16 protein-coding genes are annotated in these 22,681 nt (G+C 58.3%); 10 read left to right on the top strand and 6 right to left on the bottom strand.

The annotated features are described in order from the left end of the window. The first annotated feature begins 356 nt into the window (after nt 1–356). Nucleotides 357–1,979, top strand: coding sequence for a phosphoenolpyruvate carboxykinase (ATP) (gene pckA, locus KHQ24_RS01420; protein WP_049093777.1), 1,623 nt, complete (start codon nt 357–359; stop codon nt 1,977–1,979). Between the two features lie 77 nt (nt 1,980–2,056). Here pckA and envZ read toward each other — a convergent pair whose 3' ends face one another. After that, entirely contained in the window at nt 2,057–3,412 is a 1,356-nt protein-coding gene (envZ, locus tag KHQ24_RS01415) for a two-component system sensor histidine kinase EnvZ (RefSeq protein WP_004202158.1), read from the bottom strand. Further along, nucleotides 3,409–4,128, bottom strand: a complete 720-nt coding sequence (ompR, locus tag KHQ24_RS01410) for a two-component system response regulator OmpR (RefSeq protein ID WP_001157751.1) — start codon at nt 4,126–4,128, stop codon at nt 3,409–3,411. The genes envZ and ompR overlap by 4 nt, the downstream gene beginning before the upstream one ends. Nucleotides 4,129–4,355: 227 nt before the next feature. Between ompR and greB the strand changes: the two genes are divergently transcribed. The 5 genes from greB to feoC all read left to right on the top strand — a co-directional run bounded on the left by greB (nt 4,356) and on the right by feoC (nt 10,496). Continuing rightward, the gene (gene greB / locus KHQ24_RS01405; RefSeq protein WP_002920503.1) at nt 4,356–4,829 is read left to right on the top strand and encodes a transcription elongation factor GreB; all 474 of its coding nucleotides are present in this window, start codon (nt 4,356–4,358) and stop codon (nt 4,827–4,829) included. A gap of 100 nt (nt 4,830–4,929) precedes the next feature. Beyond that, nucleotides 4,930–7,260: a Tex family protein gene (locus KHQ24_RS01400; protein ID WP_043522596.1), complete on the top strand. Its 2,331-nt coding sequence runs from the start codon at nt 4,930–4,932 to the stop codon at nt 7,258–7,260. Nucleotides 7,261–7,672: 412 nt separating this feature from the next. Beyond that, on the top strand, nt 7,673–7,900 hold the full coding sequence (gene feoA, locus KHQ24_RS01395) for a ferrous iron transporter A (protein ID WP_004202154.1): 228 nt from the start codon (nt 7,673–7,675) through the stop codon (nt 7,898–7,900). A 28-nt stretch (nt 7,901–7,928) separates the two neighbouring features. Then, nucleotides 7,929–10,247, top strand: a complete 2,319-nt coding sequence (gene feoB, locus KHQ24_RS01390; RefSeq protein ID WP_064178583.1) for a Fe(2+) transporter permease subunit FeoB — start codon at nt 7,929–7,931, stop codon at nt 10,245–10,247. A 9-nt stretch (nt 10,248–10,256) separates the two neighbouring features. Then, nucleotides 10,257–10,496, top strand: a complete 240-nt coding sequence (gene feoC, locus KHQ24_RS01385) for a [Fe-S]-dependent transcriptional repressor FeoC (protein ID WP_004202151.1) — start codon at nt 10,257–10,259, stop codon at nt 10,494–10,496. Between the two features lie 87 nt (nt 10,497–10,583). On the opposite strand, the gene KHQ24_RS01380 is transcribed toward feoC, so the two are convergent. After that, complete coding sequence (locus KHQ24_RS01380) at nt 10,584–10,853, bottom strand: YdgH/BhsA/McbA-like domain containing protein (RefSeq protein ID WP_004202149.1); 270 nt, start codon at nt 10,851–10,853, stop codon at nt 10,584–10,586. A gap of 120 nt (nt 10,854–10,973) precedes the next feature. After that, nucleotides 10,974–11,747 (bottom strand): pimeloyl-ACP methyl ester esterase BioH, encoded by a 774-nt coding sequence (gene bioH, locus KHQ24_RS01375; RefSeq protein WP_108433220.1) that lies wholly within the window; start codon nt 11,745–11,747, stop codon nt 10,974–10,976. 39 nt (nt 11,748–11,786) lie between these two features. Between bioH and gntX the strand changes: the two genes are divergently transcribed. From gntX to gntT, 3 genes are all read left to right on the top strand, one after another. After that, on the top strand, nt 11,787–12,461 hold the full coding sequence (gntX, locus tag KHQ24_RS01370) for a DNA utilization protein GntX (RefSeq protein ID WP_108433219.1): 675 nt from the start codon (nt 11,787–11,789) through the stop codon (nt 12,459–12,461). A 58-nt stretch (nt 12,462–12,519) separates the two neighbouring features. Beyond that, nucleotides 12,520–13,095 carry a Fe-S biogenesis protein NfuA gene (gene nfuA, locus KHQ24_RS01365; RefSeq protein WP_004202143.1) on the top strand — a complete coding sequence of 192 codons (576 nt, stop codon included), beginning with the start codon at nt 12,520–12,522 and terminating at the stop codon, nt 13,093–13,095. Nucleotides 13,096–13,431: 336 nt separating this feature from the next. Then, nucleotides 13,432–14,748, top strand: a complete 1,317-nt coding sequence (gene gntT, locus KHQ24_RS01360) for a gluconate transporter (protein WP_004202142.1) — start codon at nt 13,432–13,434, stop codon at nt 14,746–14,748. A 102-nt stretch (nt 14,749–14,850) separates the two neighbouring features. On the opposite strand, the gene malQ is transcribed toward gntT, so the two are convergent. Further along, nucleotides 14,851–16,944, bottom strand: a complete 2,094-nt coding sequence (malQ, locus tag KHQ24_RS01355; RefSeq protein ID WP_049116360.1) for a 4-alpha-glucanotransferase — start codon at nt 16,942–16,944, stop codon at nt 14,851–14,853. 10 nt (nt 16,945–16,954) lie between these two features. Continuing rightward, the gene (gene malP / locus KHQ24_RS01350; RefSeq protein WP_211777096.1) at nt 16,955–19,345 is read right to left on the bottom strand and encodes a maltodextrin phosphorylase; all 2,391 of its coding nucleotides are present in this window, start codon (nt 19,343–19,345) and stop codon (nt 16,955–16,957) included. Between the two features lie 624 nt (nt 19,346–19,969). On the opposite strand from malP, the gene malT reads away from it, so the two are divergent. Beyond that, nucleotides 19,970–22,675: an HTH-type transcriptional regulator MalT gene (malT, locus tag KHQ24_RS01345; RefSeq protein WP_004202139.1), complete on the top strand. Its 2,706-nt coding sequence runs from the start codon at nt 19,970–19,972 to the stop codon at nt 22,673–22,675. Nucleotides 22,676–22,681 lie beyond the last annotated feature (6 nt).

Here is a 22,681-nt window from a genome sequence, read left to right as displayed (position 1 = left end):
CTCACCTCTTTTGCAGGCACCGGGCGGCGATGTGGTTTGTCGCCCGGTGTCTGACTTTTATTTATTCACGAGTTGAATCGATTTTCGCTGAAAGAGTTACGTAATTTTATTCCAGGAAAGCGATTACATTCACATTTCAGTAGTTTTTTTAATTACTTTTTAACCATTGAGAAACATCTAACCCCACCATCCAGCCATTTCCTGAGATAATCCACTTCACTTCGTGACAGGAGTCACCGTTTTTTCGTCATTCTGAAGAATGTCGAGATACGTAAATCTATGAGCCTGGTCGCGGTCAATACCCGGTAATAAACCCTACAATTTACAGCAGTACATCTTGGCTAAGGAGCAGTGACATGCGCGTTAATCATGGTTTAACCCCGCAGGATCTCAAGGCTTATGGTATCAATGACGTTCAGGATATCGTCCACAATCCCAGCTACGACATGTTGTTTCAGGAAGAGCTCGACCCCAACCTGGAAGGCTACGAACGTGGCGTATTAACCAGTCTCGGTGCTATCGCCGTCGACACGGGCATTTTTACCGGTCGTTCTCCGAAAGATAAGTACCTCGTGCGCGACGACACCACCCGCGATACCGTCTGGTGGTCCGATAAAGGCAAGGGTAAAAACGACAACAAGCCGCTTTCGCAGGAAACCTGGCAGCATCTGAAAGGGCTGGTAACACAGCAGCTATCCGGTAAACGCCTGTTTATCGTCGACGCCTTCTGCGGCGCTAACGCCGATACCCGTCTCAGCGTACGTTTCATTACCGAAGTGGCCTGGCAGGCGCACTTCGTTAAAAACATGTTCATCCGCCCGAGCGACGAAGAGCTGGCGGAATTCACGCCCGACTTCATCGTGATGAACGGCGCGAAGTGCACCAACCCGCAGTGGAAAGAGCAGGGCCTGAACTCGGAAAACTTCATCGCTTTCAACCTCACCGAGCGCATTCAGCTGATCGGCGGCACCTGGTACGGCGGCGAGATGAAGAAAGGGATGTTCTCGATCATGAACTACCTGCTGCCGCTGAAGGGCATCGCCTCCATGCACTGTTCTGCCAACGTGGGCGAGAAAGGCGATGTCGCCATTTTCTTCGGCCTCTCAGGCACCGGCAAAACCACCCTCTCCACCGACCCGAAACGCCGCCTGATTGGCGATGACGAACATGGCTGGGATGACGACGGGGTGTTTAACTTCGAAGGGGGCTGCTACGCCAAGACCATCAAGCTCTCTGAAGCGGCCGAGCCGGATATCTTTCACGCCATTCGCCGCAACGCCCTGCTGGAAAACGTAGTAGTGCGCGCCGACGGGACAATCGATTTCGATGACGGCTCAAAGACCGAAAACACCCGCGTCTCCTACCCCATCGACCATATCGATAATATCGTCAAACCGGTCTCCAAAGCGGGTCACGCCACCAAAGTGATCTTCCTGACGGCCGATGCGTTCGGCGTACTGCCGCCGGTCTCCCGCCTGACCGCCGATCAGACGCAGTACCATTTCCTGTCCGGGTTTACCGCCAAACTGGCCGGCACCGAGCGCGGCGTGACCGAACCCACGCCAACTTTTTCCGCCTGCTTCGGCGCCGCCTTCCTGTCGCTGCACCCGACACAGTACGCCGAAGTGCTGGTCAAACGCATGCAGGCGGCCGGCGCGCAGGCTTATCTGGTCAATACCGGCTGGAACGGCACCGGCAAGCGCATCTCGATTAAAGATACCCGCGCCATCATCGACGCCATCCTCAATGGCTCGCTGGACAACGCGGAGACCTTTACCCTGCCGATGTTTAACCTGCAGATCCCGACGGCCCTCCCGGGCGTGGATCCCCAGATCCTCGATCCGCGCAGCACCTATGGTTCCCCGGAGCAGTGGCAGGAAAAAGCCGACCAGCTGGCGAAGCTGTTTATTGAGAACTTTGAGAAGTATACCGATACGCCAGCGGGCGCCGCGCTGGTGGCGGCAGGGCCGCAGCGCTAACGGGCGCAAAGATGAAAAAGCCGGGCTTGCCCGGCTTTTTATTGTGCAGCGTTCTGACCAACCAACCGCGGGCGCGATCAGCTCTCTTTGGCCGGTTTCATCGGCGCCAGCACCCGGTGCACCGGCAGCCAGGCGCGAATCAGTAACCCGCCGCGTTCGCTGGAGCCAATCTCCAGCCGGCCGTTGTGATTATCGATAATACGCTGAACAATCGCCAACCCCAGCCCGGTGCCGCTGGTGCTGCGGGCGCTGTCGCCGCGTACAAACGGCTGAAACAGGTGCTCTCGCTGCTCAGGTTTAATCCCCGGTCCGTCATCTTCTACCTGGAACCAGGCCCGGCTCGCTTCGCTGCCGCTGCTGACCTTGATCCAGCCATTGCCATAGCGGGCCGCGTTGACCACCATATTCGCCAGCGCGCGCTTGATAGACAGAGGATGCATGCGTACCGGAATTTCGCCGGCCTGCAGGGCGGTGGCGATCTCCCGCTCATAGCCGCTCTCCGCAGCGATCACTTCCCCCAGCACCGCATTCAGATCCGCCAGCTCCATCGGCATCTCCTGCCCGGTGCGCAGATAGTCGATAAACTGCTCGATGATGGCGTTGCACTCTTCGATATCTTTATTGATCGACTCCGCGAGATAGCCGTCCTGCTCGCCCATCATCTCGGTGGCCAGACGAATGCGGGTCAGCGGAGTCCGTAAATCATGGCTGACCCCAGCCATCAGCAGCGTACGGTCGTCGGCCAGCTGCTTCACGCCCGCGGCCATGTGGTTGAAGGCGCGCGTCACCGAACGCACTTCGGAGGCGCCATACTCGCGCAGCGGCGGCGGAATAATGCCGCGCCCGACCTGCAGCGCCGCATGCTCCAGATCCACCAGCGGGCGGTTCTGAATACGGATAAACAGCCAGGCGCCGCCTATCGCCAGCAGCATGATCGCCAGGGTATAGCGGAACAGCGGCGAGAAGTCGCCCTGATGGATCTCGGTCAGCGGCACCCGCACCCAAATATTGGGCGACAGCCAGGTCTTCAGCCACACCACGGGGGAGCTTTTATTGACCTCCACCCGCACCTCAGTGGGGCCGCCAAGCTGATGAGCCATCTGCTGGCTCAAGAATTCATAATGCTGCGCCCAGCGCAGGCCTGCGTCTTCCGCCGCTTCATTGGAATAGAGCGAAATCCCCAGCTCGCGATAAATTTCACGGCGAAACGCCGGGGGCACCACCAGCTGGGTGCCATCCTCCAGCTGCAGCTTATCAGTCATCAGCATACGCACTTCGTAGGCCAATACTTTATTAAACTGCTGGAGACTTGGCAGGATCGCGAAATTCAGTACTACCAGATAGGTCGTCACCAGGCTGACGAACAGCAAGGTGACGATCAGGAGCAGCGTGCGAGCAAAGGAGCTGCGCGGCGAAAAGCGCACGCGTTTCATGCCTTAGAACCGTCCGGGACGAAGACGTAGCCCAGACCCCAGACGGTCTGGATATAGCGCGGATGCGCCGGGTCCTCTTCCACCATGCGGCGCAGGCGGGAGATCTGTACGTCGATGGAACGCTCCATCGCAGAGTATTCGCGGCCGCGAGCGAGGTTCATTAACTTATCGCGCGACAGCGGCTCACGAGGATGGCTTACCAGCGCCTTCAGGACCGCAAACTCGCCGCTGGTCAACGGCATCGGCTCGTCTTCACGGAACATCTCGCGGGTGCCCAGGTTCAGTTTGAATTTACCAAAGGCGATAACCGCCTCTTCCTGCGACGGCGCGCCCGGCAGCTCGTTCGCCTGACGGCGCAGCACCGCCCGGATGCGGGCCAGCAGTTCACGCGGGTTGAACGGCTTCGGAATGTAGTCGTCGGCCCCGATCTCCAGGCCCACAATACGATCAACCTCTTCGCCTTTCGCCGTCACCATAATGATCGGCATCGGGTTGCTCTGGCTGCGCAGACGGCGGCAAATCGAGAGACCATCTTCCCCAGGCAGCATCAGATCCAGCACCATCAGGTGGAAGGATTCGCGGGTTAACAGACGATCCATCTGTTCGGCGTTCGCCACGCTACGAACCTGGAAGCCCTGCTCGGTCAGATAACGTTCGAGCAGCGCACGCAGGCGCATGTCGTCATCCACAACCAGAATCTTATAATTCTCTTGCATTGTTTGTACTCCCAAAGGTTCACTGCAATAGTCAGTGCGTATTCTCAAAAAAGCCCGGCGCGCTCACCAGCTAAATCTGGTATATATTCCAGGCTAAATTGTTACAAAGCATATTTAACAGCAGGTTAAGTATACATTTAATCATAAGACACAGTATTTATCCTGTCGGTATTATTACGCGCTACAAATTGTGCGCAACGACAGACTGTCAGAAGGTTGAACTCACGATGAAAACGCCGCTGATCACCCGCGAGGGATATGAAAAACTGAAGCAGGAGATGGACTATCTGTGGCGCCAGGAGCGCCCGGAAGTGACCAAAAAGGTGACCTGGGCCGCCAGCCTTGGCGACCGCAGCGAGAACGCGGATTACCAGTACAACAAAAAGCGCCTGCGCGAGATCGATCGCCGGGTCCGCTATCTGACCAAATGTCTGGAACAGTTGAAAATTGTCGATTACTCGCCGCAACAGGAAGGTAAAGTCTTCTTCGGCGCCTGGGTAGAGATTGAAAACGATGAAGGCGATATCAAGCGCTTTCGCATCGTCGGTTACGATGAAATTTTTGGCCGCAAAGACTATATCTCCATCGACTCGCCGATGGCGCGCGCACTGTTAAAAAAAGAGGTTGGCGATCTGGCCATCGTCAACACGCCGGCGGGCGAAGCCAGCTGGTATGTCAATGAGATCGAATACGTTAAATAGACAAGAACTTTCCGAGAGACGCCCGGCGCGACTGGCATTTTTAGCCGTCAGTCCGTATAACTAGTCCCTGTTTTTTGACCCTAAAGATGAATTAAAAGCCATGATGAATGATTCGCTCTGCCGCATTATTGCGGGTGAACTTCAGGCCAGAGCCGAACAGGTAGAAGCTGCCGTTCGCCTGCTTGATGAAGGGAACACCGTGCCGTTTATTGCACGTTATCGTAAAGAAGTCACCGGCGGTCTGGATGACACGCAGCTGCGTAATCTGGAAACCCGCCTCGGCTATCTGCGCGAACTGGAAGACCGTCGTCAGGCGATCCTCAAATCCATCGCTGAACAGGGCAAACTGACCGACGCGCTGGAAAAAGCCATCAACACCACGCTCAGCAAAACTGAACTGGAAGATCTCTACCTGCCGTACAAGCCGAAGCGCCGTACCCGCGGGCAGATCGCTATCGAAGCGGGGCTGGAGCCGCTGGCTGACCTGCTGTGGAACGAACCGTCCCACGATCCGGAAACGGAAGCCGCAAAATATATTGATGCCGATAAAGGCGTGGCCGACAGCAAAGCGGCGCTGGATGGCGCGCGCTATATCCTGATGGAGCGTTTTGCCGAAGACGCCGCGCTGCTGGCGAAGGTCCGTGACTATCTGTGGAAAAACGCCCACCTGGTCTCCACCGTCGTCAGCGGCAAAGAAGAGGAAGGCGCCAAATTCCGCGACTACTTCGATCACCATGAACCGATCGCCACCGTGCCGTCGCATCGCGCGCTGGCGATGTTCCGCGGTCGCAACGAAGGCGTCCTGCAGCTCTCTTTAAACGCTGACCCGCAGTTTGACGAGCCGCCGAAAGAGAGCCACTGCGAGCAGATTATTATCGACCATCTGGGCCTGCGCCTGAATAACGCCCCGGCGGACAGCTGGCGTAAAGGCGTCGTCAGTTGGACCTGGCGGATCAAAGTCCTGATGCATCTCGAAACCGAGCTGATGGGTACCGTGCGCGAGCGCGCCGAAGACGAAGCTATTAACGTCTTCGCCCGCAACCTGCACGACCTGCTGATGGCTGCGCCCGCCGGGCTGCGCGCTACCATGGGCCTTGACCCGGGCCTGCGCACCGGGGTGAAAGTGGCCGTGGTTGACGGTACCGGCAAACTGGTGGCCACCGATACCATCTACCCCCACACCGGCCAGGCGGCTAAAGCGGCGGTTGTCGTGGCGGCGCTGTGCGAGAAGCACAACGTCGAGCTGGTGGCGATCGGCAACGGCACCGCCTCGCGTGAAACCGAGCGTTTCTTCCTCGACGTGCAGAAACAGTTCCCGAAGGTCACCGCCCAGAAGGTGATCGTCAGCGAAGCCGGGGCTTCCGTTTACTCCGCCTCCGAGCTGGCGGCGCAGGAGTTCCCTGACCTCGACGTGTCGCTGCGCGGCGCGGTCTCCATCGCCCGCCGTCTGCAGGATCCCCTGGCCGAGCTGGTGAAAATCGACCCGAAATCCATTGGCGTCGGCCAGTATCAGCACGATGTCAGCCAGACCCAGCTGGCGCGTAAGCTAGACGCGGTGGTGGAAGACTGCGTGAACGCCGTCGGCGTTGACCTGAACACCGCCTCCGTGCCGCTGTTGACCCGCGTGGCCGGCCTGACCCGCATGATGGCGCAGAACATCGTCGCCTGGCGCGACGAGAACGGCCAGTTCCAGAACCGCCAGCAGCTGCTGAAGGTCAGTCGCCTGGGGCCGAAAGCCTTTGAACAGTGCGCCGGCTTCCTGCGTATCAACCACGGCGACAACCCGCTGGATGCCTCCACCGTTCACCCGGAAGCCTACCCGGTGGTCGAACGCATTCTGGCCGCTACCCAGCAGGCGCTGAAAGATCTGATGGGCAATAGCAGTGCGCTGCGCCACCTGAAGGCCGTGGATTTCACCGATGAGAAGTTCGGCGTACCGACCGTGACCGACATCATCAAAGAGCTGGAAAAACCGGGCCGCGACCCGCGTCCGGAGTTTAAGACAGCGAAGTTCGCCGACGGCGTAGAGACCATGAACGATCTGCTGCCGGGGATGATTCTGGAAGGGGCCGTCACCAACGTCACCAACTTCGGCGCATTTGTCGATATCGGCGTCCATCAGGACGGACTGGTCCACATTTCGTCGCTTTCTGACAAGTTTGTTGAAGATCCGCACACCGTGGTGAAAGCGGGCGACATCGTGAAGGTCAAGGTCATGGAAGTCGATCTGCCGCGTAAGCGTATCGCCCTGACCATGCGTCTCGACGAGCAGCCGGGCGACAGCAACGCCCGCCGCGGCGGCGGTCAGGATCGCCCGCAGGGCAACCGCCCGGCCGCGAAAGCCGCCAAACCTCGCGGTCGCGACGCGCAGCCTGCCGGCAACAGCGCGATGATGGATGCCCTCGCGGCGGCGATGGGTAAAAAACGCTAATCCCACCCTGCCCCTTTTCAGGGGCAGTTTTCTTTTCATGACCAGGCCATCGCCATCACGCGCAAAACAGGTTCAGTTGTTTCTGATAACCTGTTTTTATTCCACGCCTGAAGACAGCGAAATTAATATTTTCATTTCGTTAACTTAAGAAACCTTAATTAAACATTAGATCGCCGAAATAATATTTCGTGCATTTTCGATCACAGACAGATTTTGCGGCACATCAATAAAAAAGTGATTTCCGCTTTAAAAATAGTGTTGATCGCATCATATGTATTGATGATAAAAACCATTCTCATTATCATCACTTTCAGAATGATTTTTTCTTTTTTCGTTGGCTATGGTATCCGGCGCGGTGACATCCCGACGCCCGGTCAATTCATCTTCGGTTAGCGATAGACAAGTAGGCCCTATGCAATTCACACCTGATAGTGCGTGGAAAATCATTGGATTCTCCCGCGATATTAGCCCAGCATACCGTCAAAAATTGCTCTCCCTCGGCATGCTGCCCGGATCCTCTTTTCATGTGGTGCGCGTGGCGCCGCTCGGCGATCCTGTTCATATTGAAACCCGACGCGTCAGTCTGGTATTACGCAAAAAAGATCTCGCCTTAATCGAACTGGAAGCGGTTGCACAATAACGGCTGGCCCGGCACAAGAGTCTGAAATATGAAAAAATTAACCGTTGGTTTAATTGGTAATCCTAATTCCGGCAAGACCACTTTATTTAATCAACTGACCGGCGCCCGCCAGCGCGTGGGCAACTGGGCCGGGGTCACCGTTGAGCGTAAAGAGGGCGTGTTCGCCACCACTGACCACCAGGTCACGCTGGTTGACCTCCCCGGGACCTACTCTCTGACCACCATCTCTTCGCAGACCTCGCTGGACGAGCAGATCGCCTGCCACTACATCCTCAGCGGCGAGGCCGACATGCTGATTAACGTGGTCGACGCCTCCAACCTCGAGCGAAACCTCTATTTGACGCTGCAGCTGCTTGAGCTGGGGATCCCCTGCGTCGTGGCGCTGAACATGCTGGATATTGCCGAAAAGCAGCAGGTGCGTATCGATATCGATGCCCTCGCCGCGCGCCTCGGCTGCCCGGTCATTCCGCTGGTTTCGACCCGCGGACGCGGGATCGAAGCGCTGAAGATTGCCCTCGACCGTCATCAGGCGAACAGCGATATTGAGCTGGTCCATTATCCGCAGCCGCTGCTGCGCGAAGCTGACCTGCTGGCGCAGCAGATGTCAGCGCAGATCCCGGTCAAGCAACGGCGCTGGCTCGGTCTGCAGATGCTGGAGGGCGACATCTACAGCCGGGCCTATGCCGGCGACGCCGCCGATAAACTGGATATCACCCTGGCGAATCTTAGCGACGAGATCGACGACCCGGCGCTGCATATCGCTGACGCGCGCTATCAGACCATCGCCGCCATTTGCGACGCCGTCAGCAACACCCTGACCGCCGAGCCAAGCCGCTTTACCGCGGCGATGGACAAGGTGATCCTCAACCGCTTCCTCGGGTTGCCGATTTTTCTCTTTGTCATGTATCTGATGTTCCTGCTGGCGATCAACATCGGCGGCGCGCTGCAGCCGATTTTTGACGCCGGCTCGGTCGCGGTCTTTATTCACGGTATTCAATGGCTGGGCTACACCCTGCACTTCCCGGACTGGCTGACCGTGTTCCTCGCCCAGGGGATCGGCGGCGGTATCAACACCGTGCTGCCGCTGGTGCCGCAGATCGGCATGATGTATCTGTTCCTCTCTTTCCTTGAGGACTCCGGCTACATGGCGCGCGCCGCCTTTGTCATGGACCGCCTGATGCAAGCCCTCGGCCTGCCGGGAAAATCCTTTGTCCCGTTGATTGTCGGTTTCGGCTGTAACGTGCCGTCGGTGATGGGCGCCCGCACCCTCGACGCCCCGCGCGAACGTCTGATGACCATTATGATGGCGCCGTTTATGTCCTGCGGCGCGCGGCTGGCGATCTTCGCCGTCTTCGCGGCCGCGTTCTTTGGTCAGAACGGCGCGCTGGCGGTCTTCTCGCTCTATGTGCTGGGCATTGTGATGGCCATTCTCACCGGCCTGATGCTGAAGCACACCATTATGCGCGGCGAAGCCTCGCCGTTCGTGATGGAGCTGCCGGTGTACCACGTCCCGCATATCAAGAGCCTGATTATCCAGACCTGGCAGCGCCTGAAAGGCTTTGTGCTGCGCGCCGGGAAGGTGATCGTCATTGTCAGCATCTTCCTCAGCGCGCTGAACAGCTTCTCGCTGAGCGGCAAGGTCGTCGACAACATCAACGACTCCGCGCTGGCCTCGGTGAGCCGGGTCATTACTCCGGTGTTTAAGCCGATCGGCGTGCATGAAGATAACTGGCAGGCCACCGTGGGCCTGTTTACCGGCGCGATGGCGAAGGAGGTGGTGGTCGGTACGCTGAACACCCTCTATACCGCCGAAGATATCCAGAACGAGGAGTTCAATCCGCGGACCTTCAGCCTCGGCGAAGAACTGCTGGCGGCCGTCGACGAGACATGGCAGGGACTGAAAGACACCTTCAGCCTCAGCGTCCTGGCCAACCCCATCGAAGCCAGCAAAGGCGATGGCGAAATGGCCACCGGCGCGATGGGCGTGATGGGCAGTAAATTTGGCAGCGCCGCGGCGGCTTACAGCTATCTGATCTTCGTTCTGCTCTACATCCCCTGCATCTCGGTGATGGGCGCCATCGCCCGCGAATCGAGCCGCGGCTGGATGACCTTCTCCATTCTGTGGGGGCTGAATATCGCCTATTCGCTCTCGACGCTCTACTACCAGACCGTCAGCTTTAGCGACCATCCGCGCTACAGCCTGGCGTGTATCCTGGCGGTGGTATTGTTCAACGTAGTGCTCTTCGGTCTGCTGCGTCGGGCGCGCAGCCGGGTTGACGTCTCGCTGCTGGCCACCCGGAAAACGCCGACCTCCTGCTGTTCCAGCCCGGCTGGCGATTGCCACTAAGGAGGAGCGGTGGCGTCGTTAATGGAAGTCCGCGATATGCTGGCCCTGCAGGGCCGCATGGAGGCGAAACAGCTCAGCGCCCGCCTGCGGACGCCTCAGCCGCTGATTGACGCCATGCTCGAACGCATGGAAGCCATGGGCAAGGTGGTTCGGATCAGCGAAACGAGCGAGGGCTGCCTCTCCGGCAGCTGTAAAAGCTGTCCTGAAGGGAAAGCGGCGTGCCAGCAGGAGTGGTGGGCGCTGCGATGAAGGGAGTAAGGCCAGCCAGCGCCATGGGGTAAAACGAGTGTGACAGCAGAGAAAAACGGGCCAACAGGCCCGTTTTTTATGACTGGATTATTTATACACGTCAGCGTTAGCGTGAACGGTTTTTTCGTTTTTCTGCCCGGCAATCACCACAAAGTATTTTCCACCCAGCTCATCAGCTTTTTTCGACAGATCGCGTCGGGCGTCCATCGGCGAGGTCGTCCTTGAGGTCGTGATGCTGCCGACCTTGGTCAGATTCATCTTCGCCACGTCCTCTTTTTGGATCTCTTTCGCTGCGAATGCGCCAAAAGACAGACAGCCAATCACCAGAGATGCAACCATTCCTGTAACAAGTTTCATAGCCTCTACTCTCCATTAGGTTGTTATTGTAGGTCACGGTGGCGGAATGAAATAATCAACCACCGTAACAACCTAAGTATTGCTGTGAATGGCCCTTTTACCATGGCGCGGCAAAAAAAATTACTCCAGCCGTTTTTTGAGCGCCATCAGCGACTCGCAAAAGGCTGCGGGATGGGAAACAAACGGCGCATGCGCTGCCTTGTCAAAGAGAATTGACTCGCTTTCCGGCCATAGCTTATCCAGCAACGGGACAATCTTGCGCGGCACCAACCCGTCCAGTCGACCGTACAGCCGCAGAAACGGCATCGGCAGCCCGACCAGCGCCTGGCGCAGATCGACGGTTCTGAGGATCTCCAGACCGCCGTTCAGCGCCTCAGCGGAAGGCATCGGCAGCGAGAGCACCGCCTGCTTTAACGCCCGCGCATCCTGACGGGCGCTCTCCGTGCCCATGGTTTGCAGTGCGAGGAACCGCTCGACGGTGCGCTGGAAATCCTCGCTCAGCTGCTGCTGAAATCCGGCCAGCACCTCCGGCTTGATGCCGGGCCAGTCCTCATGAGCCGCGAAACAGGGGGAAGAGGCAACCGTTACCAGCGCCTGCACCCGTTGCGGACGCATAATCGCGACCTGGCTGGCCACCAGCCCGCCCAGGCTCCAGCCCAGCCACACCGCCTGAGGCGGAGCCTGCTCCAGCACCCGCTGCGCCATCGCCTCCAGTGACATCGCCTCAAACCCGCCGCTACGGCCATAGCCAGGCAGGTCCACCAGGTGAAGGGTAAAATGCGAAGCCAGCTGCGGCGTGATGCAATCCCAGACCTGAGCGTTCAGTCCCCAACCGTGCAGCAGCACAAGATGACAATCACCTTCGCCGATTGTTTGCCACCAGATGTCGTTCATCCGTTACCGTTCTCTTTTTTACTGGACAGAAGGCCAAATATGCTAACAGCACACAGCTTATGCTGGCTATGCCAAATGCCGCTGGCGGTCGCCCGCTGGGGGATCTGCTCTCGCTGCAGCCGCGCCCTGCTCGCCTGCCCCCCGCTCTGCCCGCAGTGCGGCCTGCCGGCGGCAATGTCCCGGCATCCCTGCGGCCGCTGCCTGCAAAAGCCGCCGCCCTGGCATCGAATGGTGGCGGTCAATGACTATCGTTCGCCGCTGAGCGACCTGGTGCGGCAGCTGAAGTTTCACCATCGTCCGGAACTGGGCCCCGCCCTGGCGCGCCTGCTGCTGCTGCGCCTTAAACAGCGCGACGATTTGCCGCCGCTAGACGCGCTGGTCGGCGTGCCGCTGTGGCATCGCCGCCGCTGGCGCCGGGGTTATAATCAGTGCGATGAGCTGTGCCGACCGTTGGCCCGCTGGCGTGGGTGCGTCTGGCGTCGCGACGGCCTGACGCGCCAGCGAGCGGGCGCCGTGCAGCATTCGCTCAATGCCCGCCTGCGCAGGCAGAACCTGAAAAATGCCTTTCAGCTTGAATTTGCCGTCCAGGGACTCCATATCGCTCTGGTGGATGATGTCGTCACGACCGGCAGCACCGTCGCCGAGATATCCCGCCTGCTTTTGCGAAACGGCGCCGCGACGGTTCAGGTATGGTGTATATGCCGTACCTTGTAGACCCCCGCTGATGGGCGTATTATAACCCAGTAAAATAGTCAACTATTAGGCCAACGCTATGATCCGTATTTCCGATGCTGCACAAGCGCACTTTGCCAAACTGCTGGCAAATCAGGAAGAAGGGACGCAAATTCGCGTATTTGTGATTAATCCCGGCACCCCAAACGCTGAGTGCGGCGTATCCTACTGCCCACCGGATGCGGTGGAAGACACCGACACGGCGCTGAAATTTGAACAGCTGACCGCCTATGTCGATGAGCTCAGCGCGCCCTATCTGGAAGACGCTGAAATTGATTTCGTCACCGACCAGCTTGGCTCGCAGCTGACCCTGAAAGCGCCGAACGCCAAAATGCGCAAAGTCGCTGACGATGCCCCGCTGATGGAGCGCGTCGAGTACCTGCTGCAGTCGCAGATTAACCCGCAGCTGGCCGGCCACGGCGGTCGCGTGTCGCTGATGGAGATCACCGACGACGGTCTGGCTATCCTGCAGTTCGGCGGCGGATGCAATGGCTGCTCGATGGTCGACGTAACCCTGAAAGAAGGTATTGAAAAACAGCTGCTGAACGAGTTTCCAGAGCTGAAAGGGGTTCGCGATCTGACCGAGCACCAGCGCGGCGAGCACTCCTACTACTAAGCCTTTCCTCCGGCGGCACGCTGTCGCCGGCTCTCCTTTCTCCTTTCTGTGTTACCGCGCAACATCTCCCACTAAACGACCGGCAAAAACCGGGGAAAGAGTATGACTTAAGTCTCATATTTAACATTTTCCCCGGTCAGGTGATTCTCAACCCTCACATGTTACCCGTATCATCCACTTCAGGCACCACCGGCAAAAAAATAGCCAGCTATCCTTTCTCTGGGTAAGGATAATGCAAGCGTTTACGGTGCCAGACTATTTTGCTCCCTGACGGAGCGGATGCTCTACAGGTTCAAACTTTGACGTTACCCATAACAAATTAAGGCCAGGTAAATCATGCCATTAGTCATCGTTGCTATCGGGGTTGCCCTGTTATTGCTGTTAATGATCCGTTTCAAAATGAACGGCTTCATTGCGCTGGTTCTGGTGGCGCTCGCCGTCGGATTAATGCAGGGTATGCCACTGGATAAAGTGATCGTTTCCATCAAAAACGGCGTTGGCGGCACCCTTGGCAGCCTCGCGCTGATCATGGGCTTCGGCGCTATGCTCGGTAAGCTGCTGGCAGACTGCGGCGGCGCTCAGCGTATCGCCACCACGCTTATCAATAAGTTCGGTAAGAAGCATATTCAATGGGCGGTGGTCCTGACCGGCTTCACCGTCGGTTTCGCCCTGTTCTATGAAGTGGGCTTCGTACTGATGCTGCCGCTGGTGTTTACCATCGCCGCCTCGGCCCGTATTCCGCTGCTGTACGTCGGCGTACCGATGGCCGCCGCGCTCTCCGTCACCCATGGCTTCCTGCCGCCGCACCCGGGTCCGACCGCGATCGCCACCATCTTCCACGCCGATATGGGTAAAACGCTGCTCTACGGCACCATTCTGGCTATCCCGACGGTTATTCTCGCCGGCCCGGTTTTCGCCCGTTTCCTGAAAGGCATTGATAAGCCGATCCCGGAAGGCCTGCATAACCCGAAAGTGTTCACTGAAGAAGAGATGCCTGGCTTTGGCGTCAGCGTCTGGACCTCGCTGGTTCCGGTGATCCTGATGGCGATGCGCGCCGTGGCCGAGATGATCCTGCCGAAGGGCCACGCCTTCCTGCCGATTGCCGAATTCTTCGGCGACCCGGTGATGGCCACCCTGATTGCGGTACTGATCGCCCTGTTCACCTTCGGTTTGAACCGCGGCCGCTCCATGGAGCAGATCAACGATACCCTGACCTCTTCTATTAAAATCATCGCCATGATGCTGTTGATCATCGGCGGCGGCGGCGCCTTCAAACAGGTGCTGGTGGATAGCGGCATGGATAAATACATCGCTTCTATCATGCACGAATCGAATATGTCTCCGCTGTTTATGGCATGGTCCATCGCCGCGGTACTGCGTATCGCGCTGGGTTCGGCGACCGTTGCCGCCATCACCGCGGGCGGGATCGCCGCGCCGCTGATCGCCACCACCGGTGTCAGCCCGGAGCTGATGGTTATCGCGGTCGGCTCCGGCAGCGTTATCTTCTCCCACGTGAACGATCCGGGCTTCTGGCTGTTCAAAGAGTACTTTAACCTGACCATCGGCGAGACCATCAGGTCCTGGTCGGTACTGGAAACCATTATCTCTGTCTGCGGCCTGGTAGGCTGTCTGCTGCTGGGGATGGTGGTGTAAGGCCACTCCCGCTACAGAAAAAGGCCGGTCCGCATGATGCGGACCGGCCTTTTTTATCGGACATACTCTTCGCCGCGCAGAGGAGCGCGCGGCGGGGTGTCATCAGGAGGCGGCTTTTTTGCTCGCCGCCTTGCGCCGTTTATCCAGATCCTTAATCAGCTTATTGACCTGTTCATCGGCAAACATCTGCTCAAGGGTGACGGAAAGCTTCCGGCGCCAGTTCGGGTACTCGGTGCTGGTGCCCGGAATATTGACCGGCGACGCCATCTCCAGCCAGTCTTCCGGCTGCAGGCCCAGCAGGGCGCTGTTGCTGTCGGCAATATAACGTTGCATCCCCCGGTTGAGGATCCCCGTCATGCTCATCAGGGAGGCCTTATGGCCGGCACGCTTGGGCAGACAGCCGTACTTATGCAGCGCATCCAGCAGCCCTTGTTTCGCCAGCTCACGGTCCTGGTACAGCCCGCGCAGCACCACCTCATCAGGATAGAGACCCAGCGCTTTACCTAACGTCAGATCGCCGCTTTCCCAGTAGCCGCGGAGGGTGGGCAGGTCGTGCGTCGTCGCCACAGCCATTGATTGCTCCGGGTACAGCGCCGGCGCGCGGAACGTTTTCTCTGCATCGCTCTCAAAATAGAGCACCTTATAAGAATAGACGCCGCTGTTGCGTAACTTGCTGACGATCTCCACCGGTACCGTGCCCAGATCTTCGCCGATCACCATGCAGCGATGACGCTGGCTTTCCAGCGCCAGAAGCGACAGCAGATCGTCGACGGGATACTGGACGTAAGCGCCATGGTCGGCGGTTTCACCATAGGGGATCCACCACAAACGCAGCACTGACATCACGTGATCGATGCGCAGCGCGCCGCAGTTCTGCATATTGGCGCGCAGCAGGTCGATAAACGGCTCATAGGCGCGAGCGGCAATAATATGCGGATCCATCGGCGGCAGGCCCCAGTTCTGGCCCAGCGGACCCAGAATATCCGGCGGCGCGCCCACGGACGCTTTCAGGCAGTACAGCTCACGGTCGCACCAGGTCTCCGACCCGCCTTCGGCGACGCCCACCGCCAGATCGCGGTAGAGGCCGATCGGCATCCCATCGCGCTGGCTGGTTTCCCAGCAGGCGGCAAACTGGCTCCAGGCCAGCCACTGCAGCCAGAGATAGAAACTGACGTCGTCCTCATGCTCGACGCAGAAGGCTTTCACCTCCGGGCTGTCGATATCCTGAAAGGCCTTCGGCCAGGCCGGCCAGCCCCAGCGCAGCGGGTCCTGTTGAACCTGCCAGGCGTGCAGCGCATCGAAAGCGGCCTGCCAGTAAAGGCTTTCCCCTTCACGCAGAACAAACTCGCGGAACGCCGTCATCTGCTCATCTTCACGACGAGAGAATCGTTTCCACGCCATACGCAGCGCGGTCATTTTCAGCGTGGTGACCGCGGTATAGTCCACATCATCCGTTTGCCGCGCCGCCTGCAAGGCCTGCTGCGTCGCTGCGGACTGCCACCACGCCTGCGCCTCTTCGCTATGCTGGAAATCGTCAACCGCATTGACGTCGATGTAGATAACGTTCAGCCAGCGACGTGAAGACGGGCTATAGGGGCTGGCGCTCTCCGGGTTCGCCGGATAGAGGGCATGGATCGGGTTGAGACCAATAAACGACCCGCCGCGGCGGGCGATTTCCGGCAGCATGGCGCGCAGATCGCCAAAATCGCCGATCCCCCAGTTTTTCTCCGAACGCAGGGTATACAGCTGCACGCAGGTGCCCCACAGCTTTTTCCCCTCTTTCAGCGGCTGCGGCTCATAGCAGCGGGCCGGGGCGACGATGGTCCGGCAGTGCCAGCGCTCCCCCTCCTGGGTGAGCGTCAGGGAGTGATACCCCTCCGGCAGTTTGGCCGGCAGCGGTAGCGTCTCGCCGCCGCGGGTTTTACCCTGATACTGCTTACCGTCCTCAGTGGTCAGGATCCACTGATACTCACCGCGTCCTGCCACCGGCAGCGACATTTTTTTGCCGTGGGTGAAGATCTTCACGTTCGGCAGCGGGTTAACCGCCACTTTCGTGGCGGCGGTTGAGCGATGCATCGCATCCAGTAGACGCTGTTTGGTGACAGCCGCGATAGACTGCGGCTTGCCGTGCGCGTTGATATAGCTGGGGCTGATGCCCGCCGCCAGCGCGGCATTATCGAGGCGTTTACTCTCCATAGGCCTTCCTTTAGCGTTTCGCCTGCCAGATACGTTGCTGATAATCGCGGATCGAGCGGTCGGAGCTGAACATGCCGCAGCGCGCGGTGTTGAGAATTGTCGCGCGGGTCCAGGCCTCCTGGTCGCGATACAGCTCGTCTACCCGTTTTTGCGCCGCCACGTAGGCTTCGAAATCGGCCAGCACCAGATACGGGTCGCCGCCCTGCAGCAGGCTGTGCAGCATCTGGTCGAAGGCATGCTTGTCGCCGTTGCTATAGGTGCCGTTCTCCAGCTCCTTAAGCACCGCATCAAGCAGTTTATCTTTTTTACGCCATTTCAGCGGTTCGTAGCCTTTCGCTTTCAGGGCTTTCACTTCTTCTACCGTGTGGCCGAAGATAAAGATGTTCTCTTCACCGACCTGCTCGGCGATTTCCACGTTGGCGCCATCCAGCGTCCCGACGGTCAGCGCGCCATTCAGCGCCAGTTTCATGTTGCCGGTACCAGAGGCTTCTTTGCCCGCGGTGGAGATCTGCTCGGAGATATCTGCCGCCGGGATCAGTTTTTCCGCAGCCGAAACACAGTAGTCCGGCAGGAAAACCACTTTCAGCTTATCGCCGACTTTCGGGTCGTTGTTGATCGCTTCCGCTACCTTGTTGATGGCGAAAATAATGTTCTTCGCCAGATAGTAGCCCGGCGCCGCTTTCGCGCCGAACAGGAAGACGCGCGGTACGCGATCGGCCTGCGGGTTTTCGCGGATCTCTTTGTACAGCGCAAGGATATGCAGCAGGTTGAGGTGCTGACGCTTGTACTCGTGCAGACGTTTGATCTGAATGTCGAAAATCGCCTGCGGGTTGATCTCAATCCCGGTACGCTGCTTCACAAACTCGGCCAGATGAACTTTGTTGGCCTGCTTAATATCGCGATAGGTCTGACGAAACGCCGCATCGTCAGCATATTTTTCCAGGTTGATCAGCTGGTCGAGGTCATTGGCCCACTCTTTTTTCAGCGTCTCATCCAGCAGCGTGGCCAGCGCCGGGTTGCACTGCTTGATCCAGCGGCGCGGCGTGATGCCGTTGGTCACGTTATGGAATTTGTTCGGCCACAGCTGGTTATATTCCGGGAACAGATCTTTTACCACCAGGTCCGAGTGCAGCGCCGCTACGCCGTTGACGGCAAAACCGCCCACCACGCACATGTTGGCCATCCGCACCTGCTTGTTATGCACCACCGCCAGTTTCGCCCAGACCTGCTTATCGCCCGGCCAGGTTTTGTCCACCAGCAGTTTAAAGCGGTCGTTAATCTGTTTAATGATCTGCATATGGCGCGGCAGCAGCGCTTTCACCAGCTTCTCATCCCAGCACTCCAGCGCTTCCGGCATCAGGGTATGGTTGGTGTAAGCAAAGGTTTTGCTGGTGATCGCCCAGGCGTCATCCCAGCTCAACTGGTGCTCGTCGATCAGCACGCGCAGCAGCTCCGGGATGGCGATGGTCGGGTGCGTATCGTTCAGCTGGATCACTTCGTAATCCGCCAGCTCGGCCAGCTTGCGGCCTGCCAGATGATGACGACGCAGGATATCGGCCACTGAGCAAGCGCACTGGAAGTACTGCTGCATCAGGCGCAGTTTTTTACCGGCCTGATGGTTGTCGTTCGGGTACAGCACCTTGGTCAGTTTTTCCGCGTCGATGCCCTGCTGCTCGGCGCGCAGGAAATCGCCGTCGTTGAATTTGGTCAGGTTAAACGGATGAGCATGTTTGGCCTGCCACAGACGCAGCGGCTGGGCGACGTTGTTGCGATAGCCTAGCACCGGCAGGTCCCAGGCTTCGCCGGTAATGACGAACGCCGGCTGCCACTCGCCGTTTTTACTGACTTTGCCGCCGATACCGACCTGGACATCCAGCGCGTCGTTATGGCGGAACCACGGGTAGCTGCTGCGGCCCCAGTCGTCCGGAGCTTCCTTCTGCTGGCCGTCGTCAAAGGACTGGCGGAACAGACCATACTGGTAATTGAGGCCGTAACCGGTCGCCGACTGCCCCACGGTCGCCATGGAGTCGAGGAAGCAGGCTGCCAGACGGCCCAGGCCGCCGTTACCCAGCGCCGGGTCGGTCTCTTCTTCCAGCAGATCGGTGAGGTTAACGTCATAGCCTTTCAGCGCGTCGCTCACGCCCTCGTACCAGCCCAGGTTGAGCAGGTTGTTGCCGGTCAGGCGGCCAATCAGAAACTCCATCGAGATGTAGTTAACGTGACGCTGTCCTTGCGCTGGTTTTGCCACCGGCTGCGCCGACAGAAGTTCCGCCAGCGCTCCGCTGACGGCGCGCCACCATTGACGCTGCGTCATCTCGGAAGCGGACTGTAAACCAAAACGCTGCCACTGACGCGTCAGTGCAGCCTGAAACTGAGCTTTGTTAAATGAAGTCTGTGACATAATGAGATCCGGGTCCTTTACTAAAACGATGGCGCTAGTGTGCCGACCTCCCGATTCATCGTCCTCATCCCGACGGGGATTAGACAGGGAGGAGTGCCGGGGATGAGCGAAAAGTGTGATCCTGACCACTATAGTGTGGGTGAGAAGGCCAAAATATGCTGTAAAAATCACCGCAGTATGACAGTCGAGATGCCATTTCTGCCGACCAAAAATTTGTTACAGGCCAATACGCGGCAAAAATTTTCCCGCCCTTCGCAGGGTTATTAAAAAAATAAATAGAGACCTCCGGGAAAATAAGCACATTTCATCACATTAACCCGCAAAAAAGATTACTTCTAAGAAATCACTGACAATAATTTAATAAAAACAAACAACTACTTCAGACATAAATTTAATCTCTCCCCGCTCCGCTCACCACCGGCTAAAAACCGCTGACGACGAGTCTTGCCTGCGATTTTCCCCCATTCGCAACCAATGTCGAAATTTGTGACATAGAGCAAATTCAAGAGCATAAACTTCGGACATAACTTGCAATAAATTTCATAATCACCGACCTTATTAGATATTAATTACGAAGCGCAAAAAAAATCGCAACCTCTCTCTTGCACAGCGAAATGTAGAACTATGTTGATTCCGTCCAAATTAAGTCGTCCGGTCCGCCTTGAACACACCGTGGTTCGTGAGCGTTTACTGGCGAAACTTTCCGGCGCGAACAATTATCGTCTCGTGCTGATCACCAGTCCTGCCGGGTACGGTAAAACAACGCTCATTTCTCAGTGGGCCGCAGGTAAAAACGATCTTGGGTGGTTTTCGCTGGACGAAGGCGACAACCAGCAGGAGCGTTTTGCCAGTTATCTGATCGCGGCGATCCAGCAGGCCACCGGCAACCACTGCGCGGCCAGTGAAGCGATGGTGCAAAAGCGCCAGTACGCCAGCCTCTCCTCTCTTTTTGCGCAGCTGTTTATTGAACTCGCCGACTGGCAGCGCCCGCTGTACCTCGTCATTGATGATTACCATCTGATCAATAATCCGGTGATCCATGACGCGATGCGCTTTTTCCTCCGCCATCAGCCGGAGAATATGACCCTCGTGGTCCTGTCGCGGAACCTGCCGCAGCTGGGGATTGCCAACCTGCGCGTCCGCGATCAGCTGCTGGAGATTGGCAGCCAGCAGCTGGCCTTTACCCACCAGGAAGCGAAACAATTTTTCGACTGCCGTCTGACGTCGCCTATCGAAGCCGACGACAGCAGCCGGCTGTGCGACGACGTCGCCGGGTGGGCCACCGCGCTGCAGCTCATTGCCCTCTCCGCCCGCCAGAATAACTCCTCCGCCCAACACTCCGCCCGCCGACTCGCCGGGATTAACGCCAGCCATCTGTCGGATTATCTGGTGGATGAAGTGCTGGATAACGTCGACGCCCGCACGCGCAACTTTTTGCTGAAGAGTTCGCTGCTGCGCTCAATGAACGACGCGTTAATCGTTCGCGTCACCGGCGAAGAGAATGGCCAGATGCAGCTGGAGGAGATCGAACGTCAGGGGCTGTTCCTGCAGCGGATGGATGATTCCGGCGAATGGTTCCGCTATCACCCGCTGTTTGGCAGTTTCCTGCGCCAGCGCTGTCAGTGGGAGCTGGCGGTTGAACTGCCGGAGATCCACCGCGCCGCGGCGGAGAGCTGGATGGCGCAAGGCTTCCCCAGCGAGGCTATCCACCATGCGCTGGCGGCCGGCGATGCCAAAATGCTGCGCGATATCTTGCTCAATCACGCCTGGGGCATGTTTAACCATAGCGAACTGGGTCTGCTGGAGCAGTCGCTGTCGGCGCTGCCCTGGTCAAATCTGCTGGAAAATCCACGCCTGATCCTGCTGCAGGCCTGGCTGATGCAGAGCCAGCATCGCTACAGCGAAGTCAACACCCTGCTGGCGCGCGCCGAGCAGGAGATGAGCGTCGAAATGGATACCGCGATGCATGGCGATTTCAACGCCCTGCGCGCGCAGGTGGCGATTAACGACGGCGACCAGGACGAGGCGGAACGTCTGTCGATGGTGGCCCTGGAAGAGCTGCCGCTGGCCAACTATTACAGCCGCATCGTCGCCACCTCGGTACATGGCGAAGTCCTCCACTGTAAGGGTAAACTGACCAAATCTCTCGCCGTGATGCAGCAGACCGAACAGATGGCCCGCCGTCACGACGTGTGGCATTACGCCCTGTGGAGCATCATTCAGCAAAGCGAAATTCTGTTCGCCCAGGGCTTCCTGCAGGCCGCCTGGGAGAGCCAGGAGAAAGCCTTCCAGCTGGTACGCGAACAGCATCTTGAGCAGCTGCCGATGCATGAGTTCCTGTTGCGCATCCGCTCTCAGCTGCTGTGGGCATGGGCGCGCCTCGACGAAGCTGAAGCCTGCGCCCGTCAGGGGATGGAGGTCCTCTCAACTTATCAACCACAGCAGCAGCTACAGTGCCTGGCGCTCATGGTGCAATGCTCGCTGGCGCGCGGCGATCTGGATAATGCCCGCAGCCACCTGAACCGACTGGAGAACCTGCTCGGTAATGGTCACTATCACAGCGACTGGGTCTCCAACGCCGACAAGGTGCGGGTGATCTACTGGCAGATGACCGGCGATAAAACCGCGGCGGCCAACTGGCTGCGCCAGACGCCGAAGCCGGAATTCGCCAATAACCACTTCCTGCAGAGCCAATGGCGCAATATTGCCCGCGCGCAGATCCTGCTGGGCGATTTCGAACCCGCGGAAATGGTGCTGGAAGAGCTGAACGAAAATGCGCGTTCGCTGCGTTTGATGAGCGATCTCAACCGCAACCTGCTGCTGCTCAACCAGCTGTACTGGCAGGCAGGACGCAAGAGCGAAGCGCAGAAAGCCCTGCTGGAAGCCCTGACGCTCGCCAACCGCACCGGCTTTATCAACCACTTTGTGATTGAAGGCGAGGCGATGGCCCAGCAGCTGCGCCAGCTGATCCAGCTGAACACCCTGCCGGAGCTGGAGCAACACCGCGCCCAGCGTATTCTGCGCGACATTAACCAACATCATCGCCACAAATTCGCCCACTTTGACGAAGGGTTCGTCGAGCGGCTGCTGAATCACCCGGAGGTGCCGGAGCTTATCCGCACCAGCCCGCTGACCCAGCGCGAATGGCAGGTGCTTGGCTTAATCTATTCCGGCTACAGCAACGAGCAGATTGCCGGCGAGCTTGACGTGGCGGCCACCACCATCAAGACCCACATTCGCAATCTGTATCAGAAACTGGGCGTCGCCCACCGTCAGGACGCGGTGCAGCATGCCCAGCAGTTGCTTAAGATGATGGGATACGGCGTCTGACGACGC

This window comes from Klebsiella sp. 54, from assembly GCF_018223875.1.
Lineage (GTDB): Bacteria > Pseudomonadota > Gammaproteobacteria > Enterobacterales > Enterobacteriaceae > Klebsiella > Klebsiella quasipneumoniae.
Note: the sequence above shows the minus strand (reverse complement) of the source record. Positions and strands in the feature narration are given on the sequence as shown.